This is a genomic window from Nocardia sp. NPDC058176 (genome assembly GCF_042883805.1).
Taxonomy (GTDB): Bacteria; Actinomycetota; Actinomycetes; order Mycobacteriales; family Mycobacteriaceae; genus Nocardia.
Map to the genome: position 1 here is coordinate 532,908 of NZ_JBHVVA010000004.1, position 19,674 is coordinate 552,581.

Annotated in this window: 20 protein-coding genes; 9 read left to right on the plus strand and 11 right to left on the minus strand. The window is 69.0% G+C overall.

Annotated elements, in window-relative coordinates:
* Positions 1-6: 6 nt before the first annotated feature.
* Positions 7-459, minus strand: coding sequence for a MarR family winged helix-turn-helix transcriptional regulator (locus ACFVVM_RS23820; protein WP_387622068.1), 453 nt, complete (start codon positions 457-459; stop codon positions 7-9).
* 70 nt (positions 460-529) lie between these two features.
* A complete protein-coding gene (locus ACFVVM_RS23825; RefSeq protein WP_387622071.1) occupies positions 530-907 on the minus strand; it encodes a MerR family transcriptional regulator in 378 nt (125 codons plus the stop codon).
* 43 nt (positions 908-950) lie between these two features.
* Between ACFVVM_RS23825 and ACFVVM_RS23830 the strand changes: the two genes are divergently transcribed.
* Both ACFVVM_RS23830 and ACFVVM_RS23835 read left to right on the plus strand, forming a co-directional pair.
* On the plus strand, positions 951-2,036 hold the full coding sequence (locus tag ACFVVM_RS23830) for an alkene reductase (RefSeq protein WP_387622074.1): 1,086 nt from the start codon (positions 951-953) through the stop codon (positions 2,034-2,036).
* 148 nt (positions 2,037-2,184) lie between these two features.
* Positions 2,185-2,598 (plus strand): hypothetical protein, encoded by a 414-nt coding sequence (locus ACFVVM_RS23835; protein ID WP_387622077.1) that lies wholly within the window; start codon positions 2,185-2,187, stop codon positions 2,596-2,598.
* A 26-nt stretch (positions 2,599-2,624) separates the two neighbouring features.
* Here the strand turns inward: ACFVVM_RS23835 and ACFVVM_RS23840 are convergent, their stop codons facing one another.
* The 5 genes from ACFVVM_RS23840 to ACFVVM_RS23860 all read right to left on the minus strand — a co-directional run bounded on the left by ACFVVM_RS23840 (position 2,625) and on the right by ACFVVM_RS23860 (position 8,533).
* On the minus strand, positions 2,625-3,713 hold the full coding sequence (locus ACFVVM_RS23840) for an acyl-CoA dehydrogenase family protein (protein WP_387622079.1): 1,089 nt from the start codon (positions 3,711-3,713) through the stop codon (positions 2,625-2,627).
* A 53-nt stretch (positions 3,714-3,766) separates the two neighbouring features.
* Positions 3,767-4,855, minus strand: a complete 1,089-nt coding sequence (locus tag ACFVVM_RS23845; RefSeq protein WP_387622082.1) for an acyl-CoA dehydrogenase family protein — start codon at positions 4,853-4,855, stop codon at positions 3,767-3,769.
* Between the two features lie 88 nt (positions 4,856-4,943).
* Entirely contained in the window at positions 4,944-6,086 is a 1,143-nt protein-coding gene (locus ACFVVM_RS23850; RefSeq protein ID WP_387622085.1) for an acyl-CoA dehydrogenase family protein, read from the minus strand.
* The gene (locus tag ACFVVM_RS23855) at positions 6,087-6,956 is read right to left on the minus strand and encodes an enoyl-CoA hydratase (protein ID WP_387622088.1); all 870 of its coding nucleotides are present in this window, start codon (positions 6,954-6,956) and stop codon (positions 6,087-6,089) included.
* Positions 6,953-8,533 carry a FadD3 family acyl-CoA ligase gene (locus ACFVVM_RS23860; RefSeq protein ID WP_387622091.1) on the minus strand — a complete coding sequence of 527 codons (1,581 nt, stop codon included), beginning with the start codon at positions 8,531-8,533 and terminating at the stop codon, positions 6,953-6,955. The genes ACFVVM_RS23855 and ACFVVM_RS23860 overlap by 4 nt, the downstream gene beginning before the upstream one ends.
* A 79-nt stretch (positions 8,534-8,612) precedes the next feature.
* On the opposite strand from ACFVVM_RS23860, the gene ACFVVM_RS23865 reads away from it, so the two are divergent.
* From ACFVVM_RS23865 to ACFVVM_RS23895, 7 genes are all read left to right on the plus strand, one after another.
* Positions 8,613-9,800 (plus strand): acyl-CoA dehydrogenase family protein, encoded by a 1,188-nt coding sequence (locus ACFVVM_RS23865; protein ID WP_387622094.1) that lies wholly within the window; start codon positions 8,613-8,615, stop codon positions 9,798-9,800.
* Positions 9,797-10,594, plus strand: coding sequence for an SDR family oxidoreductase (locus ACFVVM_RS23870; protein ID WP_387622097.1), 798 nt, complete (start codon positions 9,797-9,799; stop codon positions 10,592-10,594). Before ACFVVM_RS23865 ends, ACFVVM_RS23870 begins: the two co-directional genes overlap by 4 nt.
* Positions 10,595-10,655: 61 nt before the next feature.
* Positions 10,656-11,267 (plus strand): TetR/AcrR family transcriptional regulator, encoded by a 612-nt coding sequence (locus ACFVVM_RS23875; protein ID WP_387622100.1) that lies wholly within the window; start codon positions 10,656-10,658, stop codon positions 11,265-11,267.
* 10 nt (positions 11,268-11,277) lie between these two features.
* Positions 11,278-12,462 (plus strand): acetyl-CoA C-acetyltransferase, encoded by a 1,185-nt coding sequence (locus tag ACFVVM_RS23880; RefSeq protein WP_387622103.1) that lies wholly within the window; start codon positions 11,278-11,280, stop codon positions 12,460-12,462.
* Between the two features lie 207 nt (positions 12,463-12,669).
* The gene (locus ACFVVM_RS23885) at positions 12,670-13,353 is read left to right on the plus strand and encodes a hypothetical protein (RefSeq protein WP_387622106.1); all 684 of its coding nucleotides are present in this window, start codon (positions 12,670-12,672) and stop codon (positions 13,351-13,353) included.
* 50 nt (positions 13,354-13,403) lie between these two features.
* Entirely contained in the window at positions 13,404-15,374 is a 1,971-nt protein-coding gene (locus tag ACFVVM_RS23890; RefSeq protein ID WP_387622108.1) for a molybdopterin-dependent oxidoreductase, read from the plus strand.
* A gap of 106 nt (positions 15,375-15,480) precedes the next feature.
* Positions 15,481-15,975: a hypothetical protein gene (locus ACFVVM_RS23895; protein ID WP_387622110.1), complete on the plus strand. Its 495-nt coding sequence runs from the start codon at positions 15,481-15,483 to the stop codon at positions 15,973-15,975.
* A gap of 189 nt (positions 15,976-16,164) precedes the next feature.
* Here ACFVVM_RS23895 and ACFVVM_RS23900 read toward each other — a convergent pair whose 3' ends face one another.
* The 4 genes from ACFVVM_RS23900 to ACFVVM_RS23915 are packed head-to-tail and all read right to left on the minus strand — an operon-like array spanning position 16,165 to position 19,635.
* Positions 16,165-17,244, minus strand: coding sequence for an NAD(P)H-dependent flavin oxidoreductase (locus ACFVVM_RS23900; protein WP_387622112.1), 1,080 nt, complete (start codon positions 17,242-17,244; stop codon positions 16,165-16,167).
* Positions 17,241-17,987: a CoA-transferase subunit beta gene (locus ACFVVM_RS23905; protein ID WP_387622115.1), complete on the minus strand. Its 747-nt coding sequence runs from the start codon at positions 17,985-17,987 to the stop codon at positions 17,241-17,243. Before ACFVVM_RS23905 ends, ACFVVM_RS23900 begins: the two co-directional genes overlap by 4 nt.
* Entirely contained in the window at positions 17,984-18,865 is an 882-nt protein-coding gene (locus tag ACFVVM_RS23910) for a CoA transferase subunit A (protein ID WP_387622118.1), read from the minus strand. Before ACFVVM_RS23910 ends, ACFVVM_RS23905 begins: the two co-directional genes overlap by 4 nt.
* A gap of 5 nt (positions 18,866-18,870) precedes the next feature.
* Positions 18,871-19,635: an enoyl-CoA hydratase family protein gene (locus tag ACFVVM_RS23915; protein ID WP_387622121.1), complete on the minus strand. Its 765-nt coding sequence runs from the start codon at positions 19,633-19,635 to the stop codon at positions 18,871-18,873.
* Positions 19,636-19,674: the final 39 nt, after the last annotated feature.

The window sequence follows — 19,674 nt, forward strand, 5'->3', positions numbered from 1 at the left end:
GTTGCTTCACTGATGACCGCGGGCAACCGCGCGCAGGGCTGTCAGCAGGTCGTTCATGTCGTTGTCGAGCCGGATCAGCCGATCGAGATCGAAGTCGGCGAGTCCGGGGGCCATGGCGGCGGCGTAGGCCTGCCTGGCCTGGGTGAGACGGGTCCGGCCCGCCGGGGTCAGTTCGACGAGAACCGCCCGTGAGTCGTGCGGGTCCTTGGTGCGGGTGGCGAATCCGTCGGTGACGAGCCGGCCGATCAGCGCCGTTGCCGCCGGTTGGGAACATCGATCGATCCGAGCGAAATCGCTGACCCGCAGGCCGCCGTGCTCGTCGAGCACGGCGAGGGCCCGCAGGACCGCGCGGGGCAGATCGTCGTCGCTGATCGCCCCGGCGAGCCGGGTGAGCCGACCGGCAGTGACCAACAGGTCGACCACGATGTCGTCCGGGGAGGGCTGCTCTGTCTGCTGCACGCTGAATATTATTGCATAAGCTAACTATATAAATCGAGACGCCACGGCAGGTGAGATCGAGCACAGCGGGTTACGGGTAGGCCCGCCGGTGGCTGCGGTTCACCTCGATGATCTCGTCGAGGGTGTCGCGGGTGCGGAGCAGGTCGGCGATGTGCTGTTCCAGCTGTGCGCGTTCTTCGAGCAGGCGCGCCCAGGCTTCGTCCGTCTGTTCGGCGCTGGGTGAGTCGACGCACGGCAGCAGTTCCGCGATGGTGCTGCTCGACAGTCCGGCCGCATAGAGCCGCTGTAGCAAGCGAACTCGTTCGACCGCGTCCTCGGCATAGGTGCGCTGACCGCCGCCGCTGCGCTCGCTGGTCAACAGCCCGTGCTCCTCGTAGTAGCGCAACGAGCGGACGCTCACCCCCGCCTGCTCGGCCAGTTCGCCGATCCGCATTGTGACCTCGCTCATATATCTGACACCTGACGTCAACGGTAGGTTCTACCGTCGAAGTATGACACCAACACTGTTCGATGCCTACGACCTGGCCGACCTTCGGCTCCCGAACCGGATCGCGATGGCCCCGATGGGCCGGGTCCGCTCCGGTGTCGAGGGACTGGCGACGCCGTCGATGGCCGCCTACTACGCCCAGCGCGCTACCGCGGGCCTGATCATCTCCGAGGGCGTCCAGCCCAGCCTGCTCGGCCAGTCCAACCCGCTGACACCGGGGCTCTACACCGATGCCCAGGTCGAATCGTGGAAGCAGGTCACCGGAGCGGTCCACGCCAACGGCGGACGCATCTTCGCGCAGATCATGCACGGCGGCCGGATCAGTCACCCCGACACCACGGGCCTGCAACCGGTCGGCCCGTCGGCGGTGGCCGCGCGCGAGACGATGGTCTTCACGCCGACCGGCCCGCAGCCCGCTCGGGTCCCGCGCGCCCTGACCACCGCGGAGGTCGGCGAGGAAGCGCTGTCCTACGCGCGCGCGGCCCGCCGGGCGATCGACGCGGGGTTCGACGGTGTCGAGCTGCACGGCGCCAACGGCTATCTGATCGGGCAGTTCCTGTCCAGCAATGCCAACCTGCGCACCGATGGGTACGGCGGCTCGATCGCGGGCCGGATCCGCTTCGCGGCCGAAGCCGTCGCGGCCACGGTGGCCGCCATCGGCGCCAACCGGGTCGGCATCAGGCTCAGCCCGGGGGCGGGCATCTGGGACGCGATCGACGCGGACGTCCCCGAGCTCTACGGGGCACTGCTGACCGAGCTCGCCACCCACGACCTGGCCTATGTCCACCTCGAGGCGACCGCCGACGAGCAAACCCTGCTCGGCCTGCGCCGCACCTGGCCGGGCCGCCTGATCGTCAACCCATCCATCCCCGGCGGCCCCGTCCCCGCCGACCGCAAAGCCGCCGAACACTGGCTAGACCTCGGCGCCGACCTGATCAGCTTCGGCCGCGCCTTCCTCGCCAACCCCGACCTCGTCGAACGCCTACGCGCCGACCTCCCGCTCGACGAAGCCGACGAGGCGACCTACTACACCGGCGGCGACACCGGCTACCTCACCTACAGCTCCTACCGATACCCGGCGGCAAGCTAGGCGGTGTCCCCGCACGTTCACCATGAAGCGACGAACCCGGTTGTCCGCGCCGCGACGAACCTGACATCGTGTCCAGATGGCCGTACTTCTGGGTGAAAAGGGCAGGTTCGCTGTCGAAGTCGGCGACTCGGCGGCGGGGCTGCGTCGAGTGGACCTGTGGGCCGCCGACCAGTGGTTGACCTGCGACGACAATATGGTCTTCGTCGCGCAGTTCCGCCGCTCTGTGGCGGAAACCGCGGTGTCGATACGTGCCGGGCATGTTCGGCCGCTGCCCTTTGCCGGGCTGTCCCCAGTTGCCACCCATCGCCGGTTCGGCACCGCGACCGACGACGACCCGATCGGCGAGATGCGCGAGCAGTTCGGGTTCCTGCACTGGGGACCTACGACCGATAATGTGCAGACCTTCGTCTTCCGCGATGGCGACCACATGGTGATCACGCTGCAGTTCTGGCGTGCGGCGCATTTGCTCGATCACCCCGAGCATGTGGGCCGGGTCTTCGAGGTCGAGATCGAGTCCGCAGAACTCGCTGACATCCTCGAAGGCCTGGCCGCCGCCCTGTAGGTCGTCGGCGACAGGGCAAATACCGACTATGCGGCGACTACCGGGCGGGGGCCTGTGCCGAAGAGTTCGCTGGTGGCGTGGGCGCGCTTGAAATAGAGGTGGGCGTCGTGTTCCCAGGTGATGGCGATGCCGCCGTGGAGTTGGATGGTTTCGGCGGCGACTGTGGAGAATGCCTCGGTGCAGTGTTTGCGTGCGACCCAGGTGTCCTCGGGCGCCGACGCGCTGTTCTCGGCCACGGCCTGTGCTGCCGCCAGCGCGGTTGATTCCGCTGACTCGACCAGGACGTACATGTCGGCCATTCGGTGCTTGAGTGCCTGGAAACTGCCGATCGCGCGGCCGAACTGCACGCGTGAGGCGGTGTACTCGACCGTCATCTCGAGGCAGTGGCGGGCGGCGCCGACCTGTTCGGCGGCGAGTGCGGCCCAGGCGATTTCGCGCAGGCGGGTGCGCAGTTCGGCTGGGTCGCCGGTGCCGAGGCGGGTGGCGGGGGTGTCGGCGAAGGTGATGGTGGCGAGTTTGCGGGTGGGGTCGAGTGCCGGGGTGGGCGTGATGGTGACGCCCGGTGCGCCCGCTGTCGTCTCGAACAGGCCGTTGTCGGTCAGGACGAGCAGGAGGTCGGACTGCGCGCCGTGCAGAACGTAATGCGCTGTCCCGCTGAGAGTTCCGCCCGCCGCCGAAAGGTCGCCCGCTGCTGAAGCGTTGCCCGCCGCCGAGACCCCGGCCGTGTCCCAGCCCTCGGCATCAGCCCAGCACAGTGCCGCTGTGCGCGACCCGTCTGCCAGATCCGGCAGCAGCCGCGCGCACGCCTGCTCGTCGCCGGCCAGCAGCACCGCCTGCACCCCGAGCACAGCCGAGCCGAGCATCGGCACACCCGCGAGCGTCCGGCCGAGTTCGCCGACCACGAGCAGCGATTCGACCAGCCCGGCCCCGGCCCCACCCGACTCCTCCGGCACCGCCAGCGCCGCGACGCCGACCTGCTCGCACAGCATCCGCCATAGCGCCGGGTCGTACCCCAGCTCGCTGTCCATGGCCGTGCGCAGGGCGGCGGGCGTCGCGTGCTTGCTCAACAGCGCCCGCACGCTGGTCCGGAATTCGAGCAGTTCATTCGATGACATGAGATTCCTCAACAGTGGTCGTCAACTTCGTAGCCCACAGGCCCGCATGGTGTTCAGCTCGCGGTGGTCGCCGGTGCGCGCAGGGCGGTGGCGATGCGGGCGCGGTGGAAATCGGCGGTGCCCCAGGCGGTGCGCAGGGCGGTGACGCGGGTCAGCCACACCGACAGGTCGTATTCGGCGGTGTAGCCGATGGCGCCGTGGACCTGGAGGCCCGCGCGGGCGGCGAGGTGGGCGGCATCGCCGCAGGCCACGAGGGCCGCGGAGACGTCGCGGGTGCGGTCGGGGGATTCGAGGGTGAGGGCGGCGCGATACAGCAGCGGCTCGGCCAGGTCCAGGGCGATCAGGACGTTCGCGAGTTGCTGCTTCACCGCCTGGAATTCACCGATCACCCGCCCGAACTGCTTGCGCTGCTTGGCGTAGTTCGTGGTCTGGTCCAGGATCGCGCGCCCCGCACCGAGCAACTGCGCGGCACAGGCGAGGACGCCGAGGTCGAAGGCGTAGTCGATCGCCTCCTGGACGTCGGTTCCCTCGATGACCAGCTCGTCGGCGGTGATGCCGAACAGCTTGCGCGCCGGGTCGATCGAGGTCACGGCCCCCGCGAGCCCGGCGGCAGGCGCGGAATCCGCTGTGTCGGTGTGCTCGATCGCATCGCCAGGTCCACCGTTCGCGCCAGGAGCGCGGCGTCCCAGGCTGATCCGCCCGTCCCCGGCGACCAGCACGAGGTCGGCGGTTTCGGCATCGAGAGCGATCCCACGCTGTGGCTCGTCGAAGGCAATCGTGCCGAGCAGTCCACCGCCGGTGAGCGCGGGCAGCCAGCGCCGGGCGGCCTCGGGATCCGGAAGACCCTGCAGCAGCGTCGGAATCACGGCCGCCGATTCGATGACCGGCCCCGGTACCGCGGCCCGGCCCAGCTCGACCAGCGCGACGGTGAGGTCGACCGGCGTCGCCTCGGCCCCGCCGTACTGCTCGTCGACGAGCAGGCCGAACACGCCCATCTCGGCCACCTGCCGCAGCAGCGCCCGCCCCTTGGCGGTGTCGCCGTCGGCCCACGCGCGCACGGCCGTCGGCACCTGCCCGGCGTCGAGGATCTTGCGGAGCTCCGCGGCGAAGTCGAGCTGTTCGGTGCTGAGCGCGAATCTCATCGCGAGCCTCCTGCGGTGGGACGAGTGGATGCGCGGCGCGGATGTTCGCCGTCGGAGCGTGGGCGCTCGGTTGCCATGACGTGCACGGTCATCGCTTGCTCTCACGGGGCAGGCCGAGGATGCGTTCGGCGATGATGTTGCGCTGGATCTCGTTGGTGCCCGCGTAGATCGGGCCGGAGAGGGAGAACAGGTAGCCGTCGGTCCAGCGGCTCTGCTGTTCGGCGGCGGCGCCGAGCAGATCGAGCCCGGTCTCGTGCATGGCGATGTCGAGATCGGACCAGAAGACCTTGGTGATCGAGGATTCCGCGCCGAGCTGACCGCCGTCGGTGAGGCGGGTGACCGTGCCGAAGGTGTGCAGACGGTAGGCCTCGGCGCCCAGCCAGGCGTCGACCACCGCGTTGCGGGCGGCGGTGTCGGCCGGGTCGGTGGTCTCCTGCCACAGATCGATGAGCCGCTGCGCGGTGGCGCTGAACCGCCCCGGGCTGCGCAGCGACAGGCCACGCTCGTTGCTGGAGGTGGCCATCGCGACCCGCCAGCCCTCGTTGACCGCGCCGATCACATCGCGGTCGGGCACGAAGACGTCGTCGAGGAAGATCTCGGCGAAGCCGGGTTCGCCGTCGAGCTGCGGAATCGGCCGCACGCTCACACCATGGGCGGTGAGTGGGAACATCACATAGGTCAGACCGTGATGACGCTGCGCCTCCGGATCGCTGCGGAACAGGCCGAAGGCCCAATCCGCGTAGGACGCACGCGAACTCCACGTCTTCTGCCCGTTGAGCAGCCAGCCACCTTCGGTGCGCCGCGCGGTGGAACGCAGGCTCGCCAGGTCGCTGCCCGATTCGGGTTCGGACCAGGCCTGCGCCCAGATGTCGTCACCGCGCGCCATCCGCGGCAGGATCCGGGCCAGCTGCTCGGGGGTGCCGTGTTCGAACAGGGTCGGTGCCAGCAGGAAGATGCCGTTCTGCGCCACCCGGCCGGGCGCGCCCGCGGCGTAGTACTCCTGCTCGAACAGCACCCATTCCAGGATGGAGGCGTCGCGCCCGCCGTACTCGGCCGGCCAGGACACCGCCGAGAGCCGGGCTTCGGCCAGCGTCGCCTCCCAGGCACGGTGCGCCTCGAAGCCCGCCTGAGTGTCCATGGAGGGCAACGGTTCACGCGGGACATGGGTGGCGAGGAACTCGCGCACCTCCAGCTGGAACTCCCGGACGGCCGGGTCGATCTCGAGATCCACTTACTTGCTTCCGTTCTGTTCGGTCGCGGCGCTCTTCATCGAGCGGGCGTTCATCCCGCCGAGCGAATCGGCACCCACCTCGGCGTTGTGCGCGTGCGCGAAATGATGCAGTCCGAAGACCGAGTCCATGCCGGAGCGCATGCCCATCAGGTCCTCGGCCTGGTTGACGGCCTTCTTGGTGAGCGCGAGCCCGAATTGCGGCATGGTGGCGATCTTCTCGGCCAGCGCGAGCACCTCGGTCTCGAGTTCGGCGCGCGGCACGACCCGGTTGACCATGCCCCACTCCTTGGCCTGCGCCGCGTCGAACCGGTCACCGGTGAACAGGAACTCCTTGGCCGCACGCGGACCCATCACCCACGGATGCGCGAAGTACTCGACCCCCGGAATACCCATCCGGACAACGGGATCGGAGAAGAACGCGTCCTCGGAGCAGACGATCAGATCGCACACCCAGGCCAGCATGAGCCCGCCCGCGATGCACGCGCCCTGCACCATCGCCACGGTCGGCTTGGGGATTTCCCGCCAGCGCCTGCACATTCCGAGATACACCTCGGTCTCGCGGGCGAAGCGCTGATCGCCACCGGCGCGGTCGAGGTGGTCCCACCACAGCGCGGCCTTGTTCTCGTAGTGCGCGTCGTGATCGCGCCCCGGTGTGCCGATGTCGTGCCCGGCACTGAAGTGTTTCCCGTTGCCCGCCAACACGATCACCTTGACCTCGGGGTCCTCGACGGCCCGCACGAACGCGGCGTCGAGGGCGTAGGTCATCTTCGAGTTCTGCGCGTTGCGGAAATCGGGCCGGTTCATGGTGACCACGGCGACCGGTCCGCGCACCTCGTAGGTGACGACCTCGGTCTCGGATTCGGGACTCACGACTTCTCCTCACGTAGCTCACGTTTGAGCACCTTGCCCGCCGCGCTGTAGGGCAGCTGGTCGCGGAACTCCACGAGCCGGGGGACTTTGAAATTGGCCAATTGCCCGGTGGCGTAGGCGATCACGTCGTCGACGCTCAGTGTCGAGCCGGGCTTGCGGACGACGAAGGCCTTGCCCACCTCACCCATCCGGGTGTCGGGCACCCCGACGACCGCCGATTCGGCGACCCCGTCGAGCCGGGCGAGGGTCTGTTCGATCTCGGCGGGATAGACGTTGAATCCGCCGGTGATGTACATGTCCTTGAGCCGGTCGGTGATCTTGAGGTACCCGCGCTCGTTGACCACGCCGATGTCGCCGGTGTGCAGCCAGCCCTCGGCGTCGATCGCCTCGGCGGTGGCCTCGGGATCGTCGAGATAGCCGAGCATCACGTTCGGGCCGCGCAGCAGCACTTCGCCGCTGTCGTCGAGGCGCAGTTCGAATCCGGCCATCGGGCGGCCGCAGGTGTTCGCGATGGTCTCCGCGTCGTCGTCGGGTCGGCACATGGTGCCGAAACCGGCGGACTCGGACAGCCCGTACGCGGTGACCACCACGTCGAATTCGAGTTCGTCGCGCATCCGCTCGATCAGCACCACCGGCACCGTCGCCGCGCCGGTCACCGCGACCCGCAGCGAGGACAGGTCGTGTGCGCCGCGCTGTGGATGCTCGAGGATGGTCTGGTAGATGGTCGGCGGGCCGGTGAGCACGGTGATGCGCTCGGATTCGACCAGGGCGAGGGTGGTCGGCACGTCGAAGGTGGCCTGCGGGACGATCGTGGCCCCGGTGACCAGGCACGCGAGCATCGCCGCCTTGTAGCCGAAATTGTGGAAGAACGGCGGGATCACCAGGTAGCGGTCGCCCGCGCGCAGGGTGGAGCACTCGACCCAGCCGCGCACCACGTCGAGCGCCTGCCGGTGCGCGATCAGGGTGCCCTTGCTGCGGCCGGTGGTGCCGGAGGTGAACAGGATGTCGGAGATGTCCTCGGGGGACACCTGGGCGGCCCGCTGTTCGCCGGCTTCTTCGGTGACGGTCGTAGCCTGTTCGAGCAGTTCGGCCCAGCTCAGCGTTGTCCGCGCCGAGCCGCTTCCCGTCGATGCGGCCGGGCTCGTGGTCGCTTCCTGCTCGACCGGAAGAACGACGACGGTCCCGATCCCCAACTCCGGCGCCTCGGCCAGCAGTTCGGCCGCCCGATCGCGGCCGAGGAACGGCCCGGCGACGAAGATCGCCTTCGCCTCGACCCGGCCCAGCACGTCGGCGGCCTCGGCCGCCACGTACCGGGTGTTCAACGGCACCAGCGCGGCACCGACCGAATGCGCGGCGAGCGCGGCGACGACCCAGTGGTGGGTGTTGGGCGCCCACATCGCGACCCGGTCGCCGGGGGAGATGTCGCGGGCGATCAGGGCGCGCGCGACGACGCGCACCCGGTCGAGCAGCTCGTCCCAGGTCAGGCGGGTCGCGCCGTCGATCAGGGCGGGCTCGTTCGGGTGCGCCGCGGCGATGTCTCGCAGCGCCTGCGGGGTGGTCTGTGCAGGGGTGGTCACGGGGTCCTCACCGTTGTGCGGTCGCTGTTCTTGACGAAGCAGCTAACAAAGCAAGTGCTTGGTAGGTTATCCTATCGCTGTGGGTGTGATCCAGACCTCAGATTCCGATACCGCGACCTCCGACGCGGAGTTTTGCGCGGAAATACGCGATTGGCTCGCCGAAAATCTCTCCGGCGAGTTCGCTGACCTGCGCGGCACCGGCGGACCCGGCCGCGAGCACGAGTTCTTCGAAGAACGCCTGGCCTGGGACCGGCATCTCGCCGCCGCGGGCTGGACGTGCCTGGGCTGGCCCGCCGAATACGGCGGCCGCGGCGCCAGCGTGCGCCAGCAGGTGATCTTCCACGAGGAGTACGCGAAGGCCGACGCGCCCGCGCGGGTCTCGCACGTGGGCGAGGAACTGCTCGGCCCGACGCTGCTGGCCTTCGGCACCGAGGAGCAGAAGCGGCGCTTCCTGCCCGGCGTGCGCTCGGTCGGCGAACTGTGGTGCCAGGGCTACTCCGAGCCCGGCGCGGGGTCGGACCTGGCCGCGGTCGCCACGACCGCCCGCCTCGACGGCGACAAGTGGGTGATCAACGGCCAGAAGATCTGGACCTCACTGGCCCACGTCGCCGACTGGTGCTTCGTCATCGCCCGTACCGAGCGCGGCTCCACCCGTCATCACGGCCTGTCCTACCTGCTGGTCCCGATGAACCAGCCGGGTATCGAAGTGCGCCCGATCGAACAGCTCACCGGCACTTCCGAATTCAACGAGGTGTTCTTCGACGACGCCGTCACCGAGGCCGACCTCGTCGTCGGCGCACCGGGCGACGGCTGGCGAATCGCCATGGGCACCTTGACCTTCGAGCGCGGCATCTCCACGCTCGGCCAGCAGATCCGCTTCGCCCGCGAACTCGCCGACATCGAGGCGCTGGCCCGCCGCACCGGCGCCGCCGACGATCCGCTGATCGCCGACCGTCTCGACCGCGCCTGGGTGGGCTTGCGTGTGCTGCGCGCCCACGCGCTGCGCACCATGAGCGAGGACCACGACGACGCGGGCGGCGCCTCGGTGTCGAAGTTGTTGTGGGCCAACTGGCATCGCGGACTCGGTGAACTGGCCATGGCGGTGCAGGGCGCCGCCGGACTGGTCACCGGGGAAGACGACATGACGTCATGGCAGCGGCTGTACCTGTTCAGCCGCGCCGACACGATCTATGGAGGTTCGAACGAAGTGCAGCGCAACATCATCGCCGAGCGTGTGCTCGGCCTGCCGCGGGAGGCCCGCCCGTGACCGGACCACTCTCCGTCCCGCCGGCATCGATCCCCGGCCACGGCCTGCTGACCGGCCGTAAGGCCGTGATCACCGCCGCCGCGGGCACCGGCATCGGCTCGGCCACCGCGCGCAGGCTCCTCGAGGAGGGCGCCGATGTCGTCGTCTCCGACTGGCACGAGCGCAGGCTCACCGAGACCGCCGAACTGCTGGCCAAGGAGTTCCCGGAGCGCACGGTCGCCGCGGTGGTCTGCGATGTCCGCGACACCGCCCAGGTGAACCAGCTGCTCACCGACGCCGCCGCCGCGCTCGGCCGGATCGACATCATGGTCAACAACGCGGGCCTCGGCGGTGAGACCCCCGTGGTCGACATGACCGACGAGCAGTGGGACCAGGTCCTCGACATCACCCTCACCGGTACCTTCCGCTGCACCCGCGCCGCGCTCGGCTACTTCCGCTCCGCCGGACACGGTGGCGTGCTCGTCAACAACGCCAGCGTGCTCGGCTGGCGCGCCCAGCACGGTCAGGCGCACTACGCCGCGGCCAAGGCGGGCGTCATGGCGCTCACCCGGTGCAGTGCGGTGGAGGCGGCCGAATTCGGGGTGCGGATCAATGCCGTCGCGCCGAGCATCGCCCGGCATCCCTTCCTGGACAAGGTGAGCTCGTCGGAACTGCTCGACGCGCTCAGTGAACGCGAGGCCTTCGGTCGCGCCGCCGAGCCTTGGGAAGTCGCCGCAACCATCGCCATGCTGGCCAGTGACTACACCTCATACCTGACCGGTGAGGTGGTCTCGGTGAGCAGTCAGCGCGCATGATCAGGGCGGATGGTTCCCGAATCAGGGAACCAAGCAATTGCTTGGTTGTACGATGTCAGGTGTGACCGCACCCGATACCGTGAAACGCACGCGCCGCGCCGAACTCCTCGACCTCGCCGCCGACCTGTTCGCCGAACGTGGCCTGCGCGCCACCACGGTGCGCGACATCGCCGATTCGGCGGGGATCCTCTCGGGCAGCCTCTACCACCACTTCGACTCCAAGGAGTCGATGGTCGACGAGATCCTGCGCGGCTTCCTCGACGACCTGTTCGGCCGCTACCGCGAGATCGCCGCGGCCGGGCTCAGCTCGCGAGAGACGTTGGAAGCCTTGGTGGTCGCCTCCTACGAGGCGTTCGACCGTCACCACGCGGCCGTCGCCATCTACCAGGCCGAGGCCAAGAACCTGCGCGACGTCGAACGGTTCGGCTACATCCGCGACTTCAACACCGAGTTCCGCGACCTGTGGCACCGGGTGCTCACCGCCGGTGTCGCCGACGGCAGCTTCCGCCCCGAACTCGACGTGGAACTGGCCTTCCGCTTCCTGCGCGACACCGTGTGGGTCGCGGTGCGCTGGTACACCCCCGGTGGCCCGATCACCGTGAAAAACCTTGCCCAGCAATATCTCACCATCGTGCTCGACGGGCTCACCGTGCCCGAGGGCAGTCCCAGCTAGGAGTTCTCCCATGACCGCTCGGCCCTACACCCCGCTGCGCCAGGCCTATGTGATCGATGCGGTGCGTACCGCGGTCGGCAAGCGCGGTGGCGCGCTGGCCGAGGTGCACCCGGCCGACCTCGGCGCCGCCGCGCTGCGCGGGCTGGTCGAGCGCACCGGGATCGACCCGGCCGTGGTCGACGACGTGATCGTCGGCTGTGTCGACAACATCGGCCCGCAGGCGGGCAACATCGGCCGCACCATGTGGCTGACCGCCGGTTACCCCGAGGAAGTCCCCGGCGTCACCGTCGACCGGCAGTGCGGTTCCAGCCAGCAGGCCATCAACTTCGGCGCGCAGGCCATCATGAGCGGCACCGCCGAGGTGATCGTGGCCGCCGGCGTGCAGAACATGAGCGCCATCCCGATCTCGGCCGCCATGCTCGCGGGCAAGGAGTACGGCTTCGACTCCCCGTTCGTCGGCGCCACCGGCTGGGACACCCGCTACGGCACCGGCGAGGTCTCGCAGTTCCGCGGCGCCGAGCTGATCGCCGAGAAGTGGGGCATCACCCGCGAGGACATGGAGCACTGGGCGCTGCGCAGCCACGACCGCGCCCGCGCCGCCATCGCCGATGGCCGGTTCGAGGCCGAGATCGTGCCGGTCGGCGAGTTCACCGTCGACCAGGGGCCGCGCGAGACCAGCTTGGAGAAGATGGCGACCCTGAAACCGCTGGGCGATGGCAGCCCGCTCACCGCCGCGGTCGCCAGCCAGATCTCCGACGGCGCTTCGGCGACGCTGCTCGCCTCGGAATGGGCGGTCCAGGAGTACGGCCTGACCCCGCGCGCCCGCATCCACCACGTGAGCGCGCGCGGCGCCGACCCGATCTTCATGCTCAGCGCTCCGATTCCGGCGACCCAGTGGGCGCTGGAGAAGACCGGACTGACCATCGACGACATCGACGTCATCGAGATCAACGAGGCGTTCGCGCCGGTGGTGCTGGCCTGGATCAAGGAGATCGGGGCCGATCCCGAGAAGGTGAACGTCAACGGCGGGGCCATCGCGCTGGGTCACCCCCTCGGCGCGACCGGGGCGAAGCTGTTCGCGACCCTGCTGCACGAGCTCGAGCGCGTCAACGGGCGCTACGGGCTGCTCACCATCTGTGAAGGTGGCGGTACGGCGAACGTGACCATCATCGAGCGGCTCGACGCGGCGGAGTAGCGCGCTCAGTAGTTGGCGGCCCGGTGTCGGAGTTTCCGGCACCGGGCCGTCGGTTGTTTTCCGACCTTGCCAGCAGCCGGTCGTTCGTAAAGACTGAAGGGTTGCTCATCCCACTACCGCGATAACACCTTGGCGCAGTGGGTAAGCCATGAGCTGAAGTGTCGCCGGATGGGTGTCACTCGTGAGAACAGGGAACAGGAACACCGAATGGGTCACCCACAACCGCCCAACCCCTATCAAGGTCAGCCCTATCAGGGACAGCCGATGGGCCAGCCCTACCAGCAGCAGCCGATGCCGGGTCAGCCGTACCCGCAGGGCCAGCCCTACCAGCAGGGCCAGTCGTACCCGCAGGGTCAGCCGTACCCACAGGGGCAGCCGTATCAGCAGGGCGGGCCGCAGTACGGCGCGCCGGGTGGTTACGGGCAGCCGCCGCGCCAGTCCGGCGGCAGCGGCGGCAAGATCGCGCTCATCCTGGGTGGCGTGGTCATCCTGGCCGCCGTAGCGGTCGGTGCGTTGTTCGTGTTGGGCGGCGGCGGTTCGATCGTCGGTGGCGGCGGTTACGACTCCCCGCGCGCGGCGGCACAGGCCTGGGTCGACCAGAAGGGCGACCTCGAGGACCTGGTGTGCGCCGCCGATCGGGACGAGATCTCCAAGTACGAGAACCAGCCGACGCCGACCGGGGTTCCGTCAGGCGGCGATCTCCCGAAGACGACCACCACCTTGAAGAGCGTGGATGTCGCTTCCGGGAGCAAGTCCGGCACCTTCACCACGTCGATGAAGATGTCGATTCTCGGCCAGAACACGACCTCGACCGCGACGTACAAGCTGGTCGAAGAGGGCGGCAGCTGGAAGGTGTGCGGAATTCTCAACCCGGACATCGAGGTGGAGTGAGGTAGCGAGCAGACCCTCGGCGGGCGCGTACCGAGCCTCCGGTCCCTACGATGGATCGGGTGAAGGTGCTCGGTGCGTGCCCGCTCGACTGCCCCGACGCGTGCTCGTGGGTGGTGACCGTCGAGGACGGCGTCGCGACCGGGCTGCGGGGGAACAAGGAACACCCGGTCACGCGCGGTGCGCTGTGCGTGAAGGTGAACCGGTACCTCGAGCAGGTGGGGGCACCGGATCGATTGCGGTATCCGATGCGCCGGACCGGGCCGAAGGGCTCGGGGCGATTCGAGCGGATCAGCTGGGACGAGGCGCTCGACGAGATCGCGAACCGGCTCACCGGCATCATCGACGAGTTCGGCGGCGAGGCGATCTGGCCGTTCCACGGCACCGGCAGCCTCGGCTACCTGCAGGGCATGGAGGGCTATCCCGGCCGCCGGATGTTCAACCTGCTCGGCGCCTCCCACCACCGGCCGACCATCTGCTCGGTCGCGGGCAGCGCGGGCGTGCGCTACACCCTCGGCACCTCCGGCGGCATGGACCCCGAAGACCTCGCGCACTCGAAGCTGATCCTGCTCTGGGGCACCAACCCGCTGCACTCCGGCCACCACGTGTGGAAGTTCATCCAGGACAGCGGCGCCTACCTGGTCTCCATCGACCCGGTCCGCACCAAGACCTCCGAACGCTGCGACGAACACCTCGCGCCGCTGCCCGGCACCGACGCGGCGCTGGCGCTCGGCCTGCTGCACGTGATCATCGCCCAGGGCGCCCAGGACGACGCGTTCATCGCCGAGCACACCGAGGGCTGGCCCGAATTCCGCGACCTCGTCGCCGAATACACCCCGGAGCGGGTCGCCGAGATCACCGGACTCGCGGTGGAACAGATCGTCGGTCTCGGCGAGCGCATCGCCCGCACCAGGCCCACCGCGATCCGCGCCTCGCAGGGCATGCAGCGGCACGCGGGTGGCGGCATGGCGATGCGGGTGCTGGCCTGCCTGCCCGGTGTCACCGGCGACTGGGCGATTCCCGGTGGGGGACTGCACTATTCGACGAGCGGGCACTTCCGCGTCGATGTGGACGCGCTGGTCCGTGACGATCTGCTGCCGCATCCGGTGCGCACCCTGTCGATGACCAAGCTCGGCGAGAACCTGCTCGAGACCGAGGATCCGCCGGTCAAAGCGCTGTTCGTGATCGGCGCCAACCCGGTCGGCTCGAATCCCGATCAGCGCAGGGTGATCGAGGGGCTTTCGCGTGAGGACCTCTTCACCGTGGTCCTCGAACACTTCGGCACCGACACCGTCGACTACGCCGACATCGTCCTGCCCGCCACCATGCAGCCCGAACACCTCGACGTGCTCGCCGGGTACGGCCACCTCTACCTGATCTGGAACGAACCGGCCATCGAGCCACCAGGCGAATGCCTGTCCACCACAGAGACTTTCCGTCAACTCTCGCATCGACTCGGCCTCACCGAACCGGCCCTCTACGACTCCGACGACGAACTGATGCGGCAGCTGCTCAAAGGCCACGACCTCGACCGGCTCCGGGCCGACGGCTTCCTCAAGGTCGAAGCCGGACCCGTCCCCGCGGGCAAACTGCAATTCGTCTCCGCCCGTGCCGAACTCGCCGGACACGATCCGCTGCCCGCCTACACCCCACCCGCCGATCCCGGCGACGGCCTGGTACTCATCTCCGCCGCCTCGCAGTACTTCCTGAACACCTCGTTCGGCGCCAACGCCGAACTGCGCCGCCGCGCGGGCGAACCCCGCATCACCCTGCACCCCGACGACGCCGCCGCCCGCGGCATCACTGACGGCGACCCCGTCCGCGTCGCCAACACTCGCGGGTCCTTCGACTCCATCGCCGAGATCTCCGACCGCGTCCGCCCCGGCGTCGCCGCCACCACGAAGGGCCGCTGGGCCAAGTTCACCGGCGGCGCCACCGTCAACGCCACCATCGCCGAACGCGACGCTGACTACGGCGGCGGTGCCGTCTTCCACGACAACCGCGTCGAGGTACATCCGCGCTGACGAAAGCCGTCGTGACCACTCCACGCGGGCAGCGCGGCCGTCACTTCGGTGCGGATTTCGACGGTCACGGGGTACTCCACCCCCAGCGCGTGGCGACTGTGCCACGGTGGATCAAACCGACCGAAGGGACGCGATGATGCTCGAACACATCGGCCGTGCGGCGATCGTGACGGCGGCGACCGCAGGCCTGCTGCTGGGAACGACGACGACCGCCTCGGCGGCGACCTCGTTCGCGCCGGCCTACACCCTCGCCACCGGCTGGACCTGCGCCGGTCAGATCGACGGCACCGCCATCCCGGGCCCCAGCGACTACAGCGGCCCCGGCGAGGCCGCGGTCTACCTGCGCGGCACCTTCTGGAGCGCGACCCCCGGCTCCCACGAGAGCGGCTGCACGGTCACCACGACAGTCGACTGGCACAACCTCGACACCGACGCCTCGGGTTCGACCGCCGTGGTCGTCGTCGGCGGCCCCGCCGGCCAGACCGGCCCCGCGGTGGGCGTCCTCCTCCCGACCGGCCCCGGCCGCATCGAAGCAACGGTGCGCACGACCCCACTCGCCCACCTCCCCGGAACGGCCGCGTTCACCGTCGACGCGCTCTGAACGAGAAAGCGCCGGACCAGATGCGCACTTCGTGGGTGCAGCACCTGATCCGGCGCTCGGCCGCCCGGTGGGCTGACGGTGGCTTGTCGTCAGCGGGCGGAGTTCGTGTGCCGGTCGACAACTGGACTGTCGATCACCAGGCTCTGGTGGCGTGCTTACCTGAGCGTGGTGATCACATGCCCAGCTGGATCAGCGAGGGTCGACGGCGGGTTCGGTGGTGAGGGCCGCGACGGCGTTGATCCGGGCGACGGCGTCGGTGACGATCTGGTCGATCAGCTCGGCCACGGTGGGCAGGCTGTCGATGATGCCGGTGACCTGGCCCGCGGGCAGGACGCCGGCGTCGGTGCGGCCCTCGACGAGGCCGGCCTTGGTGAGCATGGCCGAGTTGGCCGCCATCACGACCTGCGACCAGGTGAGGTCCTTGGTCTTGCGCATGGCCAGTCCGTCGCGCACGAGCGTCGACCACTTCATGCCCGTCATGGACTTGAACTTGGCCGCGTTGCCGACCGCGGCCGACAGACCGCGCCAGCCGCCGGAGTGCTCCAGCTTCTCGACCAGTTCGGTGTTCAGCATCCGGTGCGGCATGCCGTCGACCTTCACCGACACCACCGTGTCACCGAGTCCGCGCGCCAGGTACTCCTGCTTGACGGCCTCGGGGACGGTGCTCTCCTGCGTGAGCAGGAAGCGCGTACCCATCGCGACACCGGCGGCACCATAGGACAGTGCGGCGGCGAGACCGCGCCCGTCGAAGAAGCCGCCCGCCGCGACCACCGGGATGTCGACCGCGTCGAGCACCGAGGGCAGCAGCAGCGTGGTGGCGACCGGACCGGTGTGCCCACCGCCCTCGCCACCCTGCACGATCACCGCGTCGGCGCCCCAGGAGGCCACCTTCACCGCGTGCTTGGCCGCGCCGATCGACGGAATCACCACCACACCAGCGTCTTTGAGCCGGGCGATGAGCTCCTTCTTGGGCGCGAGCGCGAACGACGCCACCCGCACCTGCTCACGAATGAGCAGCTCGATGCGCTCGGTGGCATCGGTCGCGTCCGCGCGGATGTTCACGCCGAACGGCTTGCCGGTGAGCGACTTGGTCTTGGCGACCGCCGCCTCGAGCTCCTCGAAAGTCATGGTGGCCGAGGCCAGAATGCCCAGCCCGCCCGCGTTCGCGGTGGCCGCCACCAGCCGTGGACCGGCAACCCAGCCCATCCCGGTCTGCACGACCGGATGCTCGATCCCGACCAGCTCGGTCAGCGGGGTCCGCAGACTCATGCCGCCACTTCCTTCTCACGGAAACCCTTGGGATCCAGAACGGTTCGGATGATCCGCAGTTCCTCGTCGGTCGGCAGCCGGGTCTCGCCCGCCTCGCCCAGCCCGGCGATCTCGAAGGAGGTGTTCTCGGCGACCTCATCGGCACCGACACCCGGATGCAGCGACAGCGCGCGCAGCGTGTGGTCGGGGCCGTTGAAGTCGAACACACCCAGGTTCGTCACCACGCGATGCAGGTGGTGGAACCGGTAGGCCGGGTTGTCGGGATCGATTCGGTCGTAACCGATTCCGGAGATGATGTCGACCTGGTCGACGAACACCCGCTTGTTGTGCCGCGGCACGAAGTAACTGGTGGCGTGGTTGATGGTGTTACCCGGCGCGCCACGCACACCGAACATCTGCCGCTTCGGCTGCTGCAGCGGACCGAAGGCCGACAGGTTCTGATTGCCGAACCGGTCGATCTGATTCGCCCCCATCACCACGTGCCGACGACCCGAGGCGACCACATCGAACACCTTCGAGAACGGAATCCAGCCCTCCACAGGAGCTTTCGCGCCGATGGCCGGAACCTCGGCGAAGAACAGCGCCTCACCGTCGGACAGCAGCAGATCGGGTTCGAAGGTGAGCCGGGCCAGCCGCGCCCCGATGGTGGTGACCGTCGACATCGGGCTGGCCATGATCTCGCCCGCCCCGCGGAAGATCTCTGCGGCAGCGACGACGCAGACTTCGGCGCGAGTAATGGTCATAGTTTCTGCTCCTCGGCGAAAGCGTGGACGGCGGCCTGGTATTCGGCCTCGGGCACATCGAGATAGCGGCCCTTGAACTCGGCCCAGGACTCCGGCGTCTGCGCGGCGGCCACATAGTGCTTCTGGAACTTCTCGTCGCGCCCGTAGCTGCCGGAGAAGGTGAAGTGCGCGCCACCGGGCGCCTCGACAACGCCGTCGACCAGCATCCGGTTGAGGATGATCGCCTGCTGCGGAACGGCTTTCACCAGCTCCTCGGTCTCGACCAGGCGATCGGCCGAGACGTAGCGTCGCTCGGCGGCGAGGCAGTAGAGGTCGTCGAAGTACGGGTCGACGCCGGTGTAGGCGGCGTTGCCGTGCTTGTCGGCCAGATCCAGGTGCACGAAGGCCGCGTCCAGATTCAGCGCGGGCATCGCCACCAGGGTCTCCACGCGCCCGTCGGCGGCGGGATACGGCGACGGGATGGTCTTGAGCTCGCCCTCCCAGAAGTCGAGCACCGCCGACCCGAGCCCGGCCCGGATCGGCAGGAACGGCAGCCGTGCCGCGGCCGCCTGCAGCCCGCACTTCACCATGCCCTCGTCCATCTCGCGCACGGTGATCGCGCCCTCGGTGCGTGCCTTGGCGAACCACGGATCGTAGAAGGGCGCCGAATCCAGCGAGACGAACCCGTAGTACGCCTTGCGGACCTTGCCCGCCGAGCACAGCAGCCCCAGATCGGGCCCGCCGTAGGTCACCACGGTCAGATCGGTGACGTCGGAGCGCAGCAGCGCGCGCACCAGCGCCATCGGCTTGCGCCGGGAACCCCAGCCGCCGATGCCGATCGTCATTCCGCTGCGCAGCTCGCCGACGACCTCGTCGAGCGTCATTCTCTTGTCGCGCATGGCGTCTACTTCTCCTTCTTCTGCGCGGCGAGATCGTCGTCGAAGCGCGCCCTGATCTCGTCGGCCACACCGGCGAGGTTGAGTTCCATCGTGAAGCCCTGTTCGTAGCGGTAGGACCGGTGCACGTCCTGCACATCGATGCCGTTGAGTGCGCGCTTGGCCGCCCGGATCACCCGGCCGTCCTTGTTCGCGATGTTCTTGGCGACCTCCATGGCGGCGGCGTCGAGTTCATTGCGCGGCACCACCTTGTAGACCGAGCCGAAGTGGTGCAGCTGCTGGGCGGTGAGCTTGCCCGCGGTGTAGAACATGGTCCGCATCAGATGCTGGGGGACCAGCCGGGCCAGGTGGGTGGCCGCGCCGAGCGCGCCACGGTCCACCTCGGGCAGGCCGAAGGTGGCGTCGTCGGAGGCCACGATGACATCGGAGTTGCCGACCAGGCCGATGCCGCCGCCGAGGCAGAAGCCGTTGACCGCGGCGATCACCGGCACCTCGCAGTCGTAGACCGCGGCGAAGGCGTCGAAGCAGCCGTGGTTGGCGCGGATCAGCGCGGTGTGGCCGACATCGGCGTTCATCTCCTTGATGTCCACGCCCGCGTTGAAGCCGCGGCCCTCGGCGCGCAGCACGACCACGCGGGTCTGCGGATTGCGCCCGGCCTGTCTGACCGCATCGGCCAGGGCGAACCAGCCATCGGACGGTAGTGCGTTGACCGGCGGATAGTCGACGGTCACGACGTCGACGCCCTCGGTTTCGGTGTGACGGTGTATCCCCATCGCGGTGTCCCATCGTGCACGCCTCGGCGAACCCGAGAC